The 18454-nt window shown below is 72.7% G+C and carries 14 protein-coding genes and 1 pseudogene; 4 read left to right on the forward strand and 11 right to left on the reverse strand.

Going from position 1 to position 18454, the window contains the following annotated elements:
• Positions 1 to 39 precede the first annotated feature (39 nt).
• From BCD49_RS16890 to BCD49_RS16940, 11 genes and pseudogenes are all read right to left on the reverse strand, one after another.
• Positions 40 to 1440: a beta-ketoacyl synthase N-terminal-like domain-containing protein gene (locus BCD49_RS16890; protein WP_116439405.1), complete on the reverse strand. Its 1401-nt coding sequence runs from the start codon at positions 1438 to 1440 to the stop codon at positions 40 to 42.
• Positions 1437 to 2729, reverse strand: coding sequence for a beta-ketoacyl-[acyl-carrier-protein] synthase family protein (locus BCD49_RS16895; protein WP_071041658.1), 1293 nt, complete (start codon positions 2727 to 2729; stop codon positions 1437 to 1439). The genes BCD49_RS16890 and BCD49_RS16895 overlap by 4 nt, the downstream gene beginning before the upstream one ends.
• Entirely contained in the window at positions 2726 to 3172 is a 447-nt protein-coding gene (locus BCD49_RS16900; RefSeq protein WP_007514291.1) for a cupin domain-containing protein, read from the reverse strand. Before BCD49_RS16900 ends, BCD49_RS16895 begins: the two co-directional genes overlap by 4 nt.
• Positions 3169 to 3663, reverse strand: a complete 495-nt coding sequence (locus tag BCD49_RS16905) for an SRPBCC family protein (RefSeq protein ID WP_007514292.1) — start codon at positions 3661 to 3663, stop codon at positions 3169 to 3171. The genes BCD49_RS16900 and BCD49_RS16905 overlap by 4 nt, the downstream gene beginning before the upstream one ends.
• Positions 3664 to 3886: 223 nt before the next feature.
• Entirely contained in the window at positions 3887 to 4135 is a 249-nt protein-coding gene (locus tag BCD49_RS16910) for a phosphopantetheine-binding protein (protein ID WP_071041659.1), read from the reverse strand.
• 647 nt (positions 4136 to 4782) lie between these two features.
• Complete coding sequence (locus BCD49_RS16915; RefSeq protein WP_007514294.1) at positions 4783 to 5118, reverse strand: TcmI family type II polyketide cyclase; 336 nt, start codon at positions 5116 to 5118, stop codon at positions 4783 to 4785.
• A 413-nt stretch (positions 5119 to 5531) separates the two neighbouring features.
• Positions 5532 to 5720 (reverse strand): annotated as a pseudogene (locus tag BCD49_RS46400) (LuxR C-terminal-related transcriptional regulator); the annotation flags it as partial.
• Between the two features lie 1278 nt (positions 5721 to 6998).
• The gene (locus tag BCD49_RS16925; RefSeq protein ID WP_071041661.1) at positions 6999 to 7625 is read right to left on the reverse strand and encodes a GTP-binding protein; all 627 of its coding nucleotides are present in this window, start codon (positions 7623 to 7625) and stop codon (positions 6999 to 7001) included.
• On the reverse strand, positions 7606 to 7977 hold the full coding sequence (locus BCD49_RS16930) for a DUF742 domain-containing protein (protein ID WP_007514297.1): 372 nt from the start codon (positions 7975 to 7977) through the stop codon (positions 7606 to 7608). The genes BCD49_RS16925 and BCD49_RS16930 overlap by 20 nt, the downstream gene beginning before the upstream one ends.
• A gap of 130 nt (positions 7978 to 8107) precedes the next feature.
• Complete coding sequence (locus BCD49_RS16935) at positions 8108 to 8527, reverse strand: roadblock/LC7 domain-containing protein (RefSeq protein ID WP_007514299.1); 420 nt, start codon at positions 8525 to 8527, stop codon at positions 8108 to 8110.
• Positions 8527 to 11511 (reverse strand): sensor histidine kinase, encoded by a 2985-nt coding sequence (locus tag BCD49_RS16940; RefSeq protein ID WP_007514300.1) that lies wholly within the window; start codon positions 11509 to 11511, stop codon positions 8527 to 8529. Before BCD49_RS16940 ends, BCD49_RS16935 begins: the two co-directional genes overlap by 1 nt.
• A gap of 918 nt (positions 11512 to 12429) precedes the next feature.
• Between BCD49_RS16940 and BCD49_RS16945 the strand changes: the two genes are divergently transcribed.
• The 4 genes from BCD49_RS16945 (at position 12430) to BCD49_RS44135 (ending at position 18454) form a co-directional block, all read left to right on the forward strand.
• Entirely contained in the window at positions 12430 to 13362 is a 933-nt protein-coding gene (locus BCD49_RS16945) for a TetR/AcrR family transcriptional regulator (RefSeq protein WP_157845318.1), read from the forward strand.
• A gap of 383 nt (positions 13363 to 13745) precedes the next feature.
• Positions 13746 to 15425 (forward strand): FadD3 family acyl-CoA ligase, encoded by a 1680-nt coding sequence (locus BCD49_RS16950; RefSeq protein WP_007514307.1) that lies wholly within the window; start codon positions 13746 to 13748, stop codon positions 15423 to 15425.
• A 162-nt stretch (positions 15426 to 15587) separates the two neighbouring features.
• Entirely contained in the window at positions 15588 to 17411 is a 1824-nt protein-coding gene (locus tag BCD49_RS16955) for a methyltransferase domain-containing protein (protein WP_007514308.1), read from the forward strand.
• Between the two features lie 47 nt (positions 17412 to 17458).
• Complete coding sequence (locus BCD49_RS44135; protein WP_198939445.1) at positions 17459 to 18454, forward strand: MarR family transcriptional regulator; 996 nt, start codon at positions 17459 to 17461, stop codon at positions 18452 to 18454.

An 18454-nucleotide genomic window follows, 5' to 3' on the forward strand; every position in this document is an offset into this window, starting at 1 on the left:
TGTCGTGCGGGGTGGGTCGTGCGGGGTGGGTCGTGATCTTCAGGCGGGGCGGCGCAGGATGAGGACGCTGTTGAAGCCGCCGAAGCCTCGGGCGACGACCATCGCCACCCTGGCGGCGCAGGGCCGCGGCTCGCGGACCAGGTCCAGCCCGTAGGCGGGGTCCGGCTCGTCCAGGTTGCCGACGGCTGGCAGCACCCCGTCGCGCAGCGCGAGCAGCGCCGCCGCCGCCGCGAGCGCCGAGCCACCGGCGCACAGCCGGCCGAACAGGCCCTGCGGCGCGGTCACCGCCACCGAGCCCGCGCCGAACACGTCCCGCAGCGCCGCCGCCTCCAGCGCGTCGAGGTCGCGCGAGCCGGCGCCGTCGGCGAAGACGACGTCGACCTCGCCCGGCGCGACGCCCGCGTCCGCGAGGGCCCGGCGCATCGCGGCGGCGAGCCAGGCGGGGCTGGCGGCCRGGCGGCTGTGGTGGTGGGCGTCGTGCGTGGCGGCGTAGCCGGCGATCTCGCCGTAGACCTTCTGCGCGCCCCGCTCGGCGGCAGCGGCCGGGTGCTCGACGAGCAGCGTCGCGCCGCCCTCGCCGGGCAGGTAGCCGCCCGCGCGCACGTCGAACGGCTTGTACGCCAACCGTGGGTCGGCGGCGGTGCTGACCCGGCCGCTGGAGAGGTGGCAGGTCAGCGCGTACGGCGTCAGGCCCGACTCGGCGGCGCCGGCGAGCACGCTCGCCGTGCCCCGGCGGATCGTGCGCCTGGCCTGCGCGAGGCTGTCGATCCCGCCGGTGCCGTCGGCGACCACGACCCCGCTCGGACCCTTCAGGCCGTGGCGGATCGAGGTCTGGCCGGTGGTCGCCGCGTAGAACCAGGCGATCGACTGGTAGACCGACACCGCTGTGCGGCCCCGGGTGTGCAGGCGGGACAGCTCCTTCTGGCCGAAGTCGTTGCCCCCCGAGCCGGCCCCGAAGATCACCGAGGTCTCGTAGGGGTCCCGCGTCGCCGGGTCGTAGCCGGCGTCGGCGAGCGCGAGCCTGGTCGCCGCCATGCCGAACCACGTCCAGCGGTCGGTCTGCACGATGAACCGGTTGTCCAGGTGGTCGACCGGGTCGAAGTCAGGGACCTGGCCGGCGAGCCGGGCGGCGTAGGGGGACGCGTCGAACCGGGTGATCGGGGTGATCGCCAGCTCGCCGCGCAGCGTCGCCGCCCAGAACTCCTCGACGCCGACGCCACCCGGGGCGACCACGCCGAGGCCGGTGATGACCGGCCGGGCCAGCGGCGACTCCTCCCCCGCCGCCGGCCCCGTGCCTGGCGCCAGAACGGTGCCCGGGGTTCCCGCAAGATCGTCGAACGGGGTCCCTGCCGGATCGGCGAAGCCCGGGGTCCCTGCCGGATTGGCGAAGCCAATCTGGGAGGTCTGCTGGGAGGTCGTGATCTGGGAGGTCGGGGTCATGCCGCCCACCCCGGGGCGGTGAGCACGATCGCGGACTGGAAGCCGCCGAAACCGCTGCCGACCGAGAGCGCCACGTCCACCCTGTGGTCGCGGGCGATGTTGGGCACGTAGTCGAGGTCGCACTCCGGGTCGCGAGTGGTCCAGTTCGCGGTCGGCGGGACGACATCGTGCTCGATCGCCAGGGCGCACGCGGCGAGCTCGATCGAGYCGATCGCGCCGAGCGAGTGCCCGACCATCGACTTCAGCGAGCTGACCGGCACCTGGTAGGCGTGTGCCCCGAGCGACCGTTTGAAGGCGGCCGTCTCGTGCCGGTCGTTCTGCTTGGTGCCCGACCCGTGCGCGTTGACGTAGTCGACGGCGCTCGGGTCGACCCGGGCCTCGTCGAGGGCGAGCCGGATGGCCTCGGCCATCTCCCGGCCGTCCGGACGCAGGCCCGTCATGTGGAAGGCGTTCGAGCGGGACGCGTAGCCGCCGACCTCGGCGTAGATGTGCGCGCCACGGGCGACGGCCCGCTCGTACTCCTCCAGCACCAGGACGGCGCTGCCCTCACCCATGACGAACCCGTCCCGGCTCGCGTCGAACGGCCGGGAGGCGTGCTCCGGGTCGTCGTTGCGCGCCGAGGTCGCCCGGATCGCGTCGAAGCAGGCGATCGAGATCGGCGACAGCGGGGCGTCGGAGGCACCGGCGATCATGATGTCCGCCTCGCCGTCGACGATCAGCTGATGGGCGTAGCCGACCGCGTCGATGCCGGAGGTACAGCCGGTCGACACGACGAACGCCGGGCCGTGCGCCCCGAACCTCGTCGCGACCTCGGTGGCCAGACAGCTGGGAACCAGCGCGTGGTAGAGGAACTGGCTGCCGTAGCGCGGGTCGACCTCCCAGTAGCGGCCGCCGTCGCTGACCGCGACGTACTCGTTCTCCAGCCGGGTGGTCGCCCCGACGGCGCTGCCGAGGCTCACCCCGACGACCGGGCCGGCGCCCGGTACGGCGCCGTCCACGTCCTGGCTGGAGAACTCCAGGCCGGAGTCCGCGACCGCCTCGGCGGCGGCGACCAGCGCGAACTGGACGAACCGGTCGTTGCGAGCCACCTCGCGGGGACTCAGGCCCGCGACGAGCGGGTCGAAGTCGCACTCGGCCGCGACCTGGGAGCGAAACGGCGTCGGGTCGAAGAGCGACAGCCGCCGCGTCGCCGTGCGACCGTCGGTGATCATCGCCCAGAACTCCTTACGGGTGGTACCGCCCGGTGCCACCACACCGACGCCGGTGATGGCCGTGCGTCTGCGTGTCATGCGGTGCCCACGTGAGGATGCGGTGCCGCCGCCTGGGCGGCGGACAGTACCTCGGTGTCGACGTGCCCGAGGTCGGGCCGGGGCGCGAGCGGGCCGGAGCAGAAGACGAAGAACGCCTCCTCGGCGCCGTTGTTGACCAGCCGGTGCCGGGTCCCGACGGGGAGGTGGACACCGCTCTCGGCGGGCAGCAGGTACTCCTGCCCGTCAAGCTGGATCGTCACCTCGCCGCGCACGCAGAAGAGGAACTCCTCCGAGTACGGGTGCCAGTGCTCGGTGACGATCTCGCCGGGTGCGAGCGTCAGCGTGCCCATGAAGCCGGCCTTCGAGCCGACGGTGGCCGGCGACAAAATCGTGCGGATGTCACCGCCTCGGCGACGGTTGGCGGGGACGTCATGGATCGACTTGATCTTCGGAGCCGCGACCGTGGCGGTGGGCGGGGTCACCGGACGCTCCCGGCGGTGGCAGTGGCGGCGGCGGCGGACGCCTGGCGCGCGGCGTTCTCCACCTTCTCCTTGATGGCCGCCTGCTCCCGCGGGGTGTTGGTGTTGATGCGCACCACCATTCCGGCGGTGTCGACGGGCGCGGCCGGCTTCATGCGGAAGTCCTGAACCCAGCGCATCCGGGTGCCGGTGCCCTCCGGGAAGTACGTCCACTCGATGTGCATGAACTCGAACGGGCCGGTCTCGACGCGGTAGGCACGCACCCGGTGGCTGTCCGGGTCGAGGGTCCGCTCGGAGACCCAGCTCCACACCTGGCCGTTCTCGTCGGGATGCATCGTCAGCCGGAATTTGAAGGTGTTGTCCCTGGACTCGAGAATCTCAACAGACGCGTACTCGGTGAACAGACGGGGCCAGTTCTCCAGGTCGTTGGTGAGAGTCCAGACGGTTTCGATGTCCGCGTCGATCCAGATCGAGTTGTCGGTGTGCCCGTTCACGGGGGTCTCCTCGGGAGTAGGTACTGCCTCAAGGACGGTTGGGCTGGTTTCGCGGGGCATGGGCGCCGGGCCGGCCGGCCGCGCGCCTGAGCCGGCGCCGACGAGCGGGCAAGGGCCTGGTAGCGTCGATTCTTGGCTGGTGACTCTGGGGACCGCTGGTGACTCTGGGGACCAGGGCCGCCGGGTGCGCGAAGGAGGAGCATTTCGCGCACCCTTTGGGCCTCTAGCCGGCGGCGAGCGCGAGGTTCACGGCATCAAGGATGTCGGCCAGGGTGTAGCCGGGCGGCGGGTCGGCGGGCAGTTCCACCCMGCACGAGCCGAACACCTCCGACTGCAGTTGCAGGTAGGCCAGCGAGTCCAGGCCGATGTCCTCGAACGTGACATCGAGCGTCGCCGGCAGGTCGGACTCGGGAAGGCCGGCCTGGGTGACCAGGAAATCGAGCAGAGCGGCGGAGTCCCACTGCTGGGGCACAGTTATCCCTCCTCTGGAGCGTACCTATCCAAGGATTACCACTGACTATGGCCCGTGAGTACCCGAACCAGCGAACAATGTCGCCGCCGTCACTTTCCTGCCAACTCGCCGGGTGCTTGACCGAGAGTAGCGGCAGGTGGGGCCAATAAAGGGCGCGCAAAGACGCCCCGCGGCCACCGACCGGAAAGCAGGCAGCTTGATGCCAGGCACCAGGCGAATGCCGAATTGAAGGAGCAGCCGGCGGGAAGCCGTCGCGACCGATCCGCGCGCGTCTTCTCTCACCTTTGGCGAGAAGACACCCGCGGCATTCGGCGCCGGCCGGGCGGGGTGCGTGGGCCGGCGACCCGGCTACGAGCCCCGGTTGGTCCGGCCAGGGCTGGGAATGGTGACCCGGTCGGTGCTGAACGCACGCGGGTGGCGGGAGTGCTCCCACGGGCKCGAATGGTCAGGCGGCACCTGGGGTCACGAGGCCTCGGCGCGGGAGGTGGGCACCGCCGTCGCCGCGAGGCGTGGCGCGCACGGCGCTGGCGCCGCGCAGGGTGACGCGGCGCCAGCCGGGCTGGCACCGGACGGATCCGGCGCGGGTCAGCTGCCACCACGCGGCGGTGGCGGGCCGGCGGCCGGCGGCGGACCGCCACCGGGCACCGTCAACGGGCGGAGTCCGCCCTCCAGGTGTAGAAGCTCCTGGCCATCGCGTCCCGCGGGCCGCGCCACGTCGCCGGGTCGTACGCGGTGATGTACTTCGCCAGCTTGGTGTTGACGTCGACGAACAGCGGATGGTCCCGCACGTCGGCGAGCGGCGCCTGAATGCTCTCTTCCGCCTCGATGAGGTGGAAGTACAGCCCATGGAAGGCGAACAGCTCCCGGCGCGACACCCCGACGAGGTGGGGCAGCTCCCCGCCGTCGGACTCGGCAAAGACCTCCGCCACGGATTGCTCATCCGACGGGTTCATCCGAGCGACGATCAGCGTGCGGTGGCTCACCGCGCACCTCCCGCTGGGCACTGCGCGGGGGTACGCGGTTGGGTTGTCGACACTTTCTCTCCTCACAGCACTATCTATCGGTCGAGCAGGCCGAGCCGCGAGAACCGCTCCGATGGCCGGCGGCGCGGGGGCCGAGGCGGCCGTTGCGACGCTGACGAGGCCGATGTGCTGTTTGGGCCTGGCRCCGCGTCCGGTCCCGGATGCGGTGTCTCGCAGGAAGTCTGTGCCCAGCCGACCCGCTTCGTCCGGCGTTCCCGGACGCCCCCCCTTGGCAACTAGTTGCGCTGGCACACTGTTGCCACAACTAGTGCCCTTTACCCGGCGGTGTTACAACCGTCCTTACCCGGCCTGGCATCCACCGGGTCCTGCCCGCGCCACCCGCGCCAGCGGCGCCGCCACAACCAACCCCTGCGTTACAGCCAGCCCCGGCGCTTCGCCAGGATGCCGGCCTGGAAGCGGCTGCGGGCCTCCAGGCGGCGCATCAGGTCGGCGACCATCCGGCGGACCGTGCGCACGGAGACGCCGAGCGAACGGGCCGCCGACTCGTCCTTCGCTCCGTCGGCGAGCAACTGCAGCAGGAGCAGCTCCGCCGGCGACGGCGGTGCGTCGGCATCCGCGTCGCCCGACCGGTCGCCCAACCTGCCGTCGGGCTCCTCACCCGGCTCGTCCGACCAGTCGGAGTCGTCCTGGCCGCCGTGCCCGGCCTGCCCCGGCACGCCTCGCGGGTCGCCGAGCTGGCCGGACATCACGCCCGCGGCGGGCCGGGCGCCGGCCAGCGCGAGCTCGCCGCTCTCCTGGCCGAGGCCGAGGCCGCCCGCGCCGCCGGGACCGGAGGTCCTGGTAGCACCAGGGGTACCGGCCGGGCCGGCCGGGGCGCCGAACCGGTCGGCGTTCTCCCACAGCTGCTCGAACAGCGCGGTCGCCAGGCCGGCGAGATCCGTACCACGGACGACCATGGCGGCGAGGTCGGCACCGGGCGCCGCGCCGGCCGGCCCGGGGCCGCCCGGACCGGCCGCACCCGCGCCGCCCGTACCGCCGATGAGCCGCACGACGCCGACCCGGTCGTCGACGATCGTCAGGTCGACCGCCGGGTCGTCGGCGAGCCGGATCTCGGCGCCGGCGGCCACCACCTCGGCGAGATGCTCGACGGCGGTCGACCAGGCCAGCCCGGCCCGCGGCCGGGCGATGACGGCACGTATCCGCACGCCTCGGCGTAGGGCGGCGAGCTCCAGCGGCAGCAGGTCGGCGGCGAGCTCGGCGAGTGTCGCCCTGGTCCGCACCGAGACCACCTCGCGCTGCGCGGCGCCGACCATCCCGACGAGCTCCGTGCGCACCGCGGCGGAGCTCGCGACCCGGTCGAGCCCACCTCCGCCCGGCGTCTCCTGGCGGCTCGCGCGGAACTCCGAGACGAGCGCCGACACCTGTGCCTGCGCTCGGACGAGATGCTCGTGCCTGCGGATCAGCTGCTCGTGCTGGGACTGGATGAGCTGTGCCAGCGGGCCCTCGGGGTGGGCCGCCACCAGGCGGCCCGGCCGGTTCGGCAGCGCGACCAGCAGCGACAGCGCGACAAGCCGGTCACGCGACCGGGTGACCACCGCCACCGGCTGGCGCAGCGCGGCCGCGGCGCCCTCGACGCTGAGGCTCTCATCGCGCAGCCACAGGCGGTAGAGCGCCGCTGTGATGTCATCGAGCCCGAGAAGATCCAACAATGCCCCCTCCGCCCGCCACTCCGCGCCGCCCCCGGCGTATCCCTGCGCGCCGCGCCCCTCGCGCTCCCGGCGCCGGCCGGCAGCGACCGGGTGGACGGCCTGGCCGCGCGGGCCGGGCGACGGGTCGGCAGCCCCGCCGTCCGGCTGTGGCACCGGGCCGTCCACGGCCGGTCAGGTTCCGGCGAGGTCGCGCTCGCGGTTCTCCGCCGAGACCACGTCCAGCGCGTGCCGGACGAGGGACACCAGGGTCTGGCGGACCGACTCGCGCCGCCGGGCGTCGCACAGCACGACCGGCCGGTTCGGCTCGATGTCCAGCGCCTTGCGGACGTCCGCGATCTCGTACCGCTTGGCGCCGTCGAAATGGTTCAGCGCGAMCAGGAACGGGATGTCCCGTTCCTCGAAGTAGTCGATCGCCGGGAACGAGTCGGCCAGCCGACGGGTGTCGACCAGCACCACCGCGCCGATCGCGCCCAGCACCAGCTCGTCCCACATGAACCAGAACCGGTCCTGGCCCGGGGTGCCGAACAGATACAGGATCACGCTGTCCAGCAGGCTGATCCGGCCGAAGTCCATGGCCACGGTCGTCGTCGTCTTGCCGCCGATGGCCGACGTGTCGTCGATGCCGATGCTGGCGGCGGTCATCGCGGCCTCCGTCGTCAGCGGGGTTATCTCGCTGACGGAGCCCACGAAGGTCGTCTTGCCCACRCCGAACCCGCCCGCGATGATGATCTTAACTGGACTCGGGGCGGGTGCGGCGTCGGTTCTGGGCGGCCTCGCACTAGAGGGCCTGTAGTCCACTGAGCACCTTCTCGATCAGGGCCTGGTCAGGTCGGTTCGTGGGACGGGCCGGCCGGTGCACCGTGACGAGGCCCGCGTCGAGCATGTCGCCCACGAGAACCCTGATCACTCCGACCGGAATGTTCAACCGGGCAGAGATCTCCACGATGGACTGCAGCCGCAGGCAGAGCGCCGCGATGGCGCGCTGCTCCTGGTCGAGCGACGCGGCCGCCGCCCGTCCATGCGACGTGGTGGTGACCAGCGCAACCAGTTCGAGCGAGCCCTTGCTCGGTCTGGTGCGTCCCCCGGTGACCGCATAGGGACGCACGACCGGACCGGCCTCGTCGTCGAACCACTCCTCTTCTCGCGACACTCCGACTCTCCTCGGGATGTCCGTGCTGATCTTCAGGATGTCCGTGCTAACTGATACTTTTCCGCCGTCACCCGGGCGCCGTGGTGGCTATCTCAGTTCCCAGGTGAGAGGGAAGAGGTTCACTCGCGATTCAGATGGGTAGCGCCGCCTGCATCTCGGCGCGCAGCTCCGGAGTGAGGAACTCGCCCACCCGGGCAACCAGGAGGGCCATTTCGTAGGCGATCAGGCCAATGTCCGCCCCGGGGCTGGACAGGATCGCCAGACACGCACCGTCACCGACGGCCGTGACGAACAGGAAACCCTGCTCCATCTCCACGATGGTCTGCCGGACGCTCCCCCCACCGAAGAACCGCCCCGCGCCCCGGGCCAGGCTGTTGAAGCCCGACGCGACAGCGGCAAGCTGGTCCGCCGTCGCCCGGTCCATTCCCGCCGACGTGGCGAGCAGCAGACCGTCCGAGGAAAGCGCGATCGCGTAGGTGACCTCAGGCACCTTCTTCACGAGGTTGTTGAGCAGCCAGCTCATGTTCTCGGACGGCCCAAGCGGGCTCATCAGGTCACCTTCCTCTGATCGTCACCGTCACTGGAACCCTGCGCGTCCGCCAGTCCTCGGCCGAAGTTGGACTGGAAGGACGACATCATCGACCGGATTTCCTCCGGCGAGCGTGGCCCGGCCACCAGCGGCGGCGGGCTGGACTGCGCCGGACTGTCCCGACGCAGCTCGGGCGCCAGGTTCGCTCGGCGCGTCCGGCGCGGCAGCCCGACCTCGGTGGTCGGCTGCGGCGCGGCCTGGCCGGCCCGAGGCCCGCGGGTCCGGCCAGCTCCGCCCATCCCACCAGCGGGGGTGGCCGGGCCGAGCGAGTCCGCCGGAGCAGGCGGCGCCGGGAACAGCGGGCCACCGGGCTGGAGGTGGCGCGGCGAGGTCCGGTTCGGCAGGGCACCGAAGCGCGGGTCCGGCGCGCCGTCGGCGGGGTGCTGCGTCGGGGTCATGGGCGCCGAGTAGGCGGTGGGGAACGCCGGGCGCACGGTCGGGCCCGTCTCGGGCGCGGTCGGCGCGCCCAGCAGCGGCTCGCCCAGCAGCGGCTCGCCGAGCAGCGGGTCGTCCGGCGGCGGCACGACGGTGGTGACGGTGCGCCGCGGCCGGTCGGCGATGAACCAGCTGGACCGCACGGTGGCGAACACGGGCAGGTCGTCGAGCAGCGGCTCGTCGTCGCCCCGGGCAACCGGCCCGCCGAACATCGCCCGCGGGCCGGACTCGTCGCCCGGCAGCTCCGGCGGCACCGGTGGCATGGGGGTGGTCAGCGGCGGCGGGGCGGGAAGCTCCCCCGGGTCGAGCGTGCCCGCGGGCGCCGGCAGCGCGAGCGCCCCGGACGACACGCCCGCCGGCATGGCCAGCTCCGTGGTCATCGATCCCGGCTCGTCGGCCGCCAGCCCACGGTCGCCCGCCCGGCCGCCCGAGGTGGGACCGGCGTCCGCCGGCGGCAGGGCGAACATCCCGGCGCCGCGCCCGTTGGCGGTGCCGAGCTCCAGCGGCTCGTTGTCGCCCGCGAGCTCGCGGCCGCCCGCGCCGACGGCCGCGAGCTCGCGGCCGTCGACCAGGCCGCCGCCGGCGCCGACGGGAGTGAGGTCGTCCGGGACGGCGTCGTTCGGCCGCAGCAGCGTCCCCGGGATCAGGACGATCGCCATCGTGCCGCCGTAGGGCGAGGTGCGCAGCCGGACCTTGATGCTGTGCCGCTCGGCCAGCCGGCCGACGACGAACAGGCCCAGGCGCTCGGAGGTCGTCAGGTCGAACGGCGGCGGGTTCTCCAGCCGGTCGTTGAGGGACTTGAACTCGACTGGGCTCATGCCCAGGCCACGGTCCTCGATCTCGATGGCGAAGCCGTTGGAGACCTCGTGGCCGGTGACCTGTACCGGGGTGTGCGGCGGCGAGAACGAGGTGGCGTTCTCGATCAGCTCGGCGAGCATGTGGATGACGTCACCGACCGCGTGGCCGCTGATCGCGCCGCTGCCGACCGGCAGGACCTTGACCCGGGTGTAGTCCTCGACCTCGGCGACGGCACCGCGGATGACGTCCTTGATCGGGACCGGCCGGCGCCAGCCACGGGCGGGCTTGGAGCCGGAGAGGACGATGAGGTCCTCGGCGTGGCGGCGCATACGGGTCGCCAGGTGGTCGAGGCGGAACAGCTCCTCGAGCTCGTCCGGGTCGGTCTCCTTGCGCTCCAGCGCGTCGATGATCTTCAGCTGGCGGTGGATCAGCGCCTGGCTGCGGCGGGCGAGGTTGAGGAACGTGTCCCCGATGCTCTTGCGCATCGCGGCCTGCTCGACCGCGGTGCGCACGGCGACCTCGTGCACGGTGCCGAACGCCTCGGCCATCTGCCCGATCTCGTCGCGGGTGGTCGCCGGGACGGGGAACACCTCGTCCGCGAGGTCGACGGGCTCGCCGCGGTGCAGCCGTTCGACGACGTCGGGCAGGCTGTGGTCGGCGACCTCGAGCGCGCCCTCCCGCAGGCGGCGCAGCTGGCGGATCATCGGGCTCGCGACGAGCAGCGCGATGAGCACCGACAGCGCGAGGACGAGCGCGACAGCCAGCGAGTTGATCGCGGCCTGGCGGGTCGCCTGCGTCGAGATCCGGTCGGCGGTGGCGCCGAGGTCCGTGGCGATCCGGCGCTCGACGTCCTCCATCTTGGAGATCTTCTGCGCCGAGACGGTCAGCCAGGTCTCACGCTCGGTCGTCTGCCGCTGGCCGGTCATCAGCGCCTTGAGTACCGAGTCCCGCATGGTCGCGACGTTCCTGGCAAGCGGGGTGACCGTCGTCTCGTAGGCCTGGCGCTCGTCGGGCGTCGCCGTGACCATGAGCTGCGACAGCCAGCCGTCCTCGGTGCCGGCCTGGCCCTGGATCTGCAGGATCAGGTCCGGGTCGGACTGCTGCAGGAAGAAGATCCGGGCGATGTTGCCGCGCACCTGGGCGGCGGCCTCCTTCGCCCGCGAGATCGCCGTCAGCGTGGCTGCGCCCGAGATCAGGTCGGCGTTGCGGCTACCGGACGCGACCCGCGCGTCCAGCTCCAGCAGGTCGGTGATCAGGCCGTCGTAGTAGACGATGTCCTGCTGGAGATTGGCCTGCCTGCGATCCACCGTCTGGCGGTAGGCCGGCAGTTTGGAAAGCCGGTCGTCGATGCTCGCCAGCGTGCCACCCAGGCTGTTGCGCGCGCTCCCCGGCAGCTGCCGCGCGGCGGTGTTGTAGTCGCCGGCTGCTCGGTCGACGAGCGGACGGACATCGGTGAGAATCTGCTTGACGACGGCTGGCGGCGCCCCGTAGCCCGTACCGATGACGGTGTGCGAGCCATTTCGCTCGGTCTGCAGGGCGGCGATCAGGGCGTTCGCCTTGACGGCGAAGCCGGCGAGCGCCTTGGTTCGGTTCGCGGACGCGACGCTCTCGACGTTGCCGCGCACCTGTATAGCGCTGAGCACGGCCAAGGCCACCAAGGGGACGATGAGAATTACCACCAGCTTCGAGCGGATGGGCCAGTTCTGGAGCATCCGGTCCTCTCGTCCGACGCCCGACCTGCAGGGCGCCTTGGGTGCGGGCCACGTGTGGGGCGACTATGGGGGTGAACGGCGGGCCGCGCCGTCCGCGTAACTGTCGACTGGCCTCACCGGACGACGCGAGCGCACAGGTCGACCACGGTTTCGCGGTGGCCTCCCGGCCGCGTCGCATTGCCTGGAAGGTACGGGCAACTGTACTGACCCCCTGCATCCGCGAGATGACGGGGCATCGGCGAACGGCAACCGCGCGCACTGGAACGATCCAAATCGCATCGCTAGAACAACGGGGCACGGACACCGTTTTGCCAGTGGTGACCTGTCGTCACACACGGTAGTCCCCTTCGCCGGTCAACCATCTCACCCCCGACTCCGGCAGGACCGCCCAGGCGGCCACGAGAACGAACAAACCCGCAGGTCGAACAACGGAGTGGAATGGCGCGCCGTGGGTTCACGCCCCGCTCGGCCACCGTCTTCCCGATCGTCGCCGATCCGTACACGGGCTAATGAGCTTGGCCGCCCGCGCCTCCGTGACGGCGCTGGCCGTGATGGTGGTCACCTTCCCGACCCGGGGCTTCCGCCTCGCGCCGGAGGCGGATAAGGCGGACCGGTCGTGACGTGCACCTCCGCCATAGACCGCGTTGGCAGGACCTGAACACACCTCGCCGCGACCCCGGCGGTGCGGCGGACGCCGCTGCCCGGCTCACCGCCGCGAAACGGCCGTGAGCCGTCTCGTCCGATGTTGCGGACCACCCGTCGGTTCGTTGTGGACCAACAGCGAGAACGAAATCATTCCGGTAACGGCCACCCGGTCGCCGCTGGCGCCGAAGGGCTGGCTGGACGTCGGGCGGATCCTGGGCCGACGGCCGACGGCGGGCAGGGAGGCCCGGTGCCGTGGTCAGGTGCCTCGGTCAGGTGCCTCGATCCGGTGGCGGGCGCGCGGGCGCGCTCGGCCTGGCCGAGGCCGCCGGTCGCGTCGGGTGCGACACTGGGGACATGGCCGCCACGTCGCCGGGGAGGACGTCCCGTCCCACCTCGGCCATCCCCACCGAGGGCAGCCCGGCCGCCACCCGCGTCGCCGGTGCCCGTGCCCGCGGCGCGGACGCGGGCACCGGCCCGGCCCGGGACGAACCCAGCGCGGCCGGGAACGGCGCGCGCGAGGCCGAAAACAGCGCGGACAAGGCCGAAAACGGCGCGGGCGGACCCGCCGCCCTCAGCCCGCGCGAGCTACGTCGTCAGGAACGGCTGCGCGTCGGCAGGGAGCAGATTCTGGACGCGGCCGAAGAGCTGTTCGGCCGGCAGGGCTACCGCGGCACCAGCCTGCAGCAGGTCGCGAAACGGTGCGAGTTCTCCATCGGCGCTCTGTACCTGTTCATCGACAGCAAGGAGGAGCTGCTGCGCGCGGTACTCACCCGGCGCACGGCCGAGCTGATGGAGCTGATGGCCGGCTTCCTGACGGCCGAGGGCACCGGTGCAGAGCTACTGGCGCGGCTCGCCCGCACCCAGGTCGATTTCCACCGTCGTTACCCGGAGTTCGGTCGACTCTCGATCCAGATCATGTCCGCGCCCGGCGTGCCCGGAACACCCGGTTTTCGCGAGGGTTTCGCCCGCGGCTATGACGCGGCAATCGAGCTGGAGGCCGAGCTGTTCGTCAGGGGCCAGCGTGACGGCACCTTGCGACCCGGCGACCCCGGCTGCCTCGCCCGGCTGTTCTCGGCCATGGTCACCGCGTATCACGCAATGGACCCCGAGGTCTCCACGGATGGCGTAGCGCTTCCCGACGACATCTTCCTGTCCACCATCGCCGCCGCCTTCGCGCCGCCGCCGGACGGCCCGTCGACGCGTTAACCGGTCCGACGTTTTCTGTCCTCGCCGCCGGGATGCGGGACCCGGTCCACGCACGTGGCCGGCGATCTCCGCCCGGTGCCTCGACAGTCCTCGGATGACCATAGACCTAATATGTATAAGATAGACAAATCCGGGCACGGAGCGTTGCCGCGTTACCACGGTGAGCGCCAGCCGACGCCTCCCGGCCGCCCGCCAAACGATTGGCCTGCGGTCGCGGAGCGCATATCGTCATGTGCCGCGCGCGGGAGTCCAGGCACGGGGGCCCACGCCAGCCTCCTCTGGTCATCACCGTGGCAGCCAGCAACGGCCCGCGAGCGGGCGCCCCGGCAGAGCGGCCCCGCGCCCGCCAGCGAGCCATCGAGCCACCAGGAGTGGAGCGTCGGATGACCACCGCTGAGAGCGTCGACGACTTAGGCCAGAACCCAAGCGACAAGGACGAGACCCGCGCGGGCGGCGCCGCGGGGGCGCCCGGCGCCGGGGACGGTCCGCCGGCCACGATCCCGGCCGTGTTGGAGCGGGCCGCCCGGCTGTGGCCGGGTGACGAGGCGGTCGTCGACGGCGACGTCCGGCTGACGTTCTCCGAGCTCGCGGCCGCCGCCGACGAGGTGGCCCGGGCGCTGGTCGGCAGCGGTGTCGCGGCCGGCGACAGGGTCTCGATCTGGGCGCCGAACGGCTACCGCTGGATGGTCACCGCGCTCGGGATCTACCGGGCCGGCGCCGTCCTCGTCCCGGTGAACAGCCGGTTCAAGGGAGGCGAGGCGGCGGGGCTCCTGCGCGCGACCCGGGCGAGGATCCTGTTCACCGTCACCGACTTCCTCGAGACGGACTACGCGGCCGCGATCCTCGCCGAGCCGGACCTGCCGGACCTCGCCGAGGTCGTCGTGCTCGATGGACCGGCGAGCCCCCGCACCACCCGCTGGGACGACTTCGCCGCCCGCGCCGCCGCCGTTCCCGCCGAGGCCACCGCCGCCCGCGCGGCCGCGCTCACCGGCGACAGCCTCAGCGACATCATCTTCACCTCTGGCACCACCGGGAAGCCGAAGGGCGCGATGCTCGCCCACGGGCCGTCGACCCGGCTCTATACGGCCTGGGCGGACGTCATCGGTCTCGGCCACGGTGACCGCTACCTGCTCGTCTACCCGTTCTTCCACACCGCCGGCCTCAAGGCGGGCCTGCTCGCGACCATCCTGGTCGGCACGACGCTCGTCCCGTACCCGGTCTTCGACGTGCCCGCCGTGATGCGGCTGGTCGGCGAGGAGAGGATCACCATGCTGCCCGGCCCGCCGGCCGTGTACGAGACGATCCTCAACAGCGACCTGACCGGTTACGACCTGTCGAGCTGGCGGCTCGCCGTCACCGGTGCCGCCCCGGTGTCGGTCGAGCTGGTCCGCCGGCTGCGCGCCGACCTGGGCCTGCGCACCGTCGTCACCGGCTATGGCCTGACCGAGACCACGGGAACTGTCGCCATGTGCAGGCACACCGATGACCCGGAACTGGTCGCGCGCACCTCCGGCCGTGCGCTCGAGGGCGTGGAGATCCGCGTCGTCGACGACGCCGGCAAGGAGGTGCCGCGGGGCGAGCCCGGCGAGATCCTGGCCCGCGGGTTCAACATCATGAAGGGTTACCTCGACAACCCCGGGACGACCGCCGAGACCATCGACGCCGACGGCTGGCTGCGGACCGGTGACATCGGGGTGATGGACGACGGTGGCAACATCGCCATCACCGACCGGAAGAAGGACATGTTCATCGTCGGCGGCTTCAACGCCTACCCGGCGGAGATCGAGGGCATGTTGGCGGAGCACCCGGCGATCGCCCAGGTCGCCGTCGTCGGCGTCCCCGACGAGCGGCTCGGCGAGGTCGGCATGGCCTACGTCGTCTCACGGGCCGGCGAGCCGGTGCCGGAGCCCGCGGAGATCATCTCCTGGGCCCGGCGGAAGATGGCCAACTACAAGGCGCCGCGCTACGTCGAGATCGTCGACGCGCTCCCGCTCAACGCCACCGGGAAGGTCGTCCGCTACGAGCTGCGCGCCCGCGCCGCCACCACCGTCCGCCGCTCCTGAGCGCTCCTTCTGAGCACCCGGCCCACCCGTCCGGAACACCCGTCCCGAACTCCCGTCCGGAATTCCCGTCCCGAACACCCGTCGTGAGCCGGCCGCCCTCCAGGTGGCGGGCCGCCGGCTCCCGCGCGCACGATGGGATGCGAGGGTCCGGGGGGTGACCACATGGCGGACCAGGCTCACCACGACGGCAACGCCGGCGGCGCGCGACCCAGCGACACCCGGTCCGACGACAGGCGGTCCAACGACTGGCTGTCCGACGACCGGAGGGCCGACGACACGCGCCGCCCTGGTCTGACCGAGCCCGGCCAGGCCCCGGTGTCCTCGGTCTGTCCGCCGGCCGCCGAGCACCGACCGGACCCCCTGACCGACCCGCTCCCCGAACTCCCCACACCTGGCGACGATGGCGACCCCGGAGCCTGGCCGTGTCCGGACGAGTCCCCGCCCGGACACGGCCAGAGCGCCGGTGACCGGGCCGCGCACCATACCGGCGCCGCGGGGCAGACCGGCGAGGGCTGGCGGCTCGCCGGTACTGGCACCGCGGCCACCCGGCTCGCCTGGCCCGCGGCCGGTCCGGGGCCATACGGCTCCGGCCTGTCCAGCCCATACGGTCGCGACCCCTACGCCCAGTTCGGCGCCCGGCACTGGGACGAGCCTTCCCGCGGGGACAGCGGCATCGCCGACCAGGACGCCGATGACCACGACGCCCACGACGCCGACGCCCACGACGCCGCGGCCGGCGTGCACGCGGAGCATCCGCACCTGGCCGAATGGGCGGAACGGGCCGACCGCGCGGCCGAACGCGCCTGGTCCTGGTTCGGCAGGCTCGCCGACCAGGCCGCGGCCAGGCTGCCCGCCCACTCGCCGGAGACGACCGGCCCGCGGGAGATGCCGGCGCCGGCACCCGGGATACCGGCGGGCAGCCCGCAGGAGTCCCCGGCCACCGCGCGGTCCGGCGCCACCCCTTTGCCCGGCGCCACCCCACCCGGCGCACCCTCTGGCCGCCCCGCGAGCCAACACGTCGGTCCGGACCAGCCCGGCGACCAGGCCGGCGAGATCACCGTCGACCGTTTCGCGCCGCCTGCGCCATCGGTGCTCCCGCCCAGCGAGGTCCCGCCCAGCGAGGCGACCGTCGGCGCCCGGACCGTGCGACCGACGGTCGGCTACGCGCTGCACGGTGGCGAGGCGGACGCGCATCGGCTGGCCACGCAGTCCCGGGCGCTGGAGCCGGGCACGGAGGCGTTCCTGACCGGGCTGGGCCTGGGGCCGGGCTGGCGCTGCCTGGACGTGGGGTGCGGGCATGGCCAGGTCAGCGTGCTGCTGGCGGGCCGGGTCCGGCCCGGCGGGCGGATCGTGGGCGTCGACGGTGACCCGGCGTCGCTGCGGGTCGCCCGCCACAACGCGGCCCAGGTGGGTGCACGGGTCGCGTTCCTGAACGCGGACGCCGGCGGGCTGCCGGCCGCGCGCGGCCGATTCGACCTGGCCTACTGCCGGCTGCTGCTGGGGCACCTCGCGGACCCGATGGAGACGCTGCGCGCCATGGCCACGGCTGTCCGTCCCGGTGGTGTGGTCGCCGTCGAGGACGTCTACTTCACCGTCCCGACGACGCCGCCGCCCGACGACGCGCCGCCGGAGGTCCTGACCGAGCTCATCGAGCTTCTGACCATGACGATCCGCGCCCAGGGCGGCGACCCACAGATCGGCCCGCGGCTGCCCGCCCTCTTCAGCGCCGTCGGCCTGACCGACATCTCGGCCGGCCTCAGCGCCGCTCCGTTGCCGTTGGACTCGCCACTCCTGCTGGCCGAGGCTCTGGACGCGACCCGGGACGCGACCCTCGACGCGGGCCTCGCCTCCGCCGCCCATCTGGACGACCTGCGCGCCGCGCTGCTAGCCCTCCCCCGGCCGGTCCTCACCGCCACGGCCGGGACCGCCCGCCTCTACCAGGTCTCCGGCCGCCGCCCGCCCCGCACCTCGGCCCGGGCCGCCTGACACCTGTCCTCACGGCTACTCCTTCGAACGCTCCTCAGATAGTTGCCATGGACATTATTGCCATGTACTTTTTTTGTGTGAGCATGATCGAGCGGGCGACGACCGGCTTCCTGCTGTGGCGGGTGACGATGAAGTTCCGCGCCGGGGTGGACCGGGTGCTCGCCGACCTCGGCCTGACCCACGCGCAGTACTCGCTGCTCGCGTCACTCCGTGGCATGACCGGGGACTCGGGCGCGCGGCCCAGCCAGCGGGAGCTGGCGGATCACACCGGTCTCGAGCCGATCTTCGTGTCCAAGCTCGCCCGGGCGCTGGAGCAGGCCGGCCTGCTCACCCGCGCCACCAGCGACCGCGACTCCCGGGCCGTCGAGCTCGCGCTGACCCCCCAGGGCGTCGAGACCGCCACCGCCGCGGTCGAGCGGGTCCAGGGGCTGCACCGAGAGCTGCTGGCGCCCATCGGCGGCCCGGGAGGCGCCACCGATCACCAGCTCGCGGACACCCTGCGGACGCTCCTGGGCGCGCCGCCGCCCGCCGCCCGCACCGATCCCGAACGAGAACCATCACGACAGGTAGGGAGCAGGAACATGACCACACCAGCGGGGCCGCCGCCCCTGACCGGCCAGGACCTCGGCGAGGCCGAGGGCGCGGTGCACGGCCTTCTGGAAACGATCGTCGCCGGCACCGAGGTCAGCGCCGAGGAGTACGTCGTGCTGCGTGTCGTCACACTGCGCCCGCCGATGACGTTCCCCGAGCTGCGGGCGTTCCTGACGAGCCAGCGCCAGCTGCGCCGCGACGAGGACCAGGTCGACGCGCTGCTGCGCCGCCTCGATGGCGCGGGCCTGCTCACCGGACTCGACGGCGCCGGCCCGGTGAGCGTGACCGCGCGCGGGGCGAACCTGCACGCGGCCGTGTTCGCCTCGGTGCAACGGGTCGGCGGGCAGGTCTTCGGCGGTTTCGACCCCGCCGAGCTGGCGGTCACCAAGCGTGTCCTCGCCGAGGTCACCCGGCGGGCGCTGCGGCTGCGGACCGAGCTCGCGGCGGCCTGA

This window comes from Pseudofrankia sp. EUN1h, from assembly GCF_001854645.1.
Classification (GTDB): domain Bacteria; phylum Actinomycetota; class Actinomycetes; order Frankiales; family Frankiaceae; genus Pseudofrankia; species Pseudofrankia saprophytica.

Bases quoted from the DNA above. Each gene is read 5' to 3' on its own strand.
- BCD49_RS44135 (WP_198939445.1), top strand. From the start codon at position 17,459: ATGGACATTATTGCCATGTACTTTTTTTGTGTGAGCATGATCGAGCGG.
- BCD49_RS16950 (WP_007514307.1), top strand. From the start codon at position 13,746: ATGACCACCGCTGAGAGCGTCGACGACTTAGGCCAGAACCCAAGCGAC.
- BCD49_RS16955 (WP_007514308.1), top strand. From the start codon at position 15,588: ATGGCGGACCAGGCTCACCACGACGGCAACGCCGGCGGCGCGCGACCC.
- BCD49_RS16940 (WP_007514300.1), bottom strand. From the start codon at position 11,511: ATGCTCCAGAACTGGCCCATCCGCTCGAAGCTGGTGGTAATTCTCATC.
- BCD49_RS16935 (WP_007514299.1), bottom strand. From the start codon at position 8,527: ATGAGCCCGCTTGGGCCGTCCGAGAACATGAGCTGGCTGCTCAACAAC.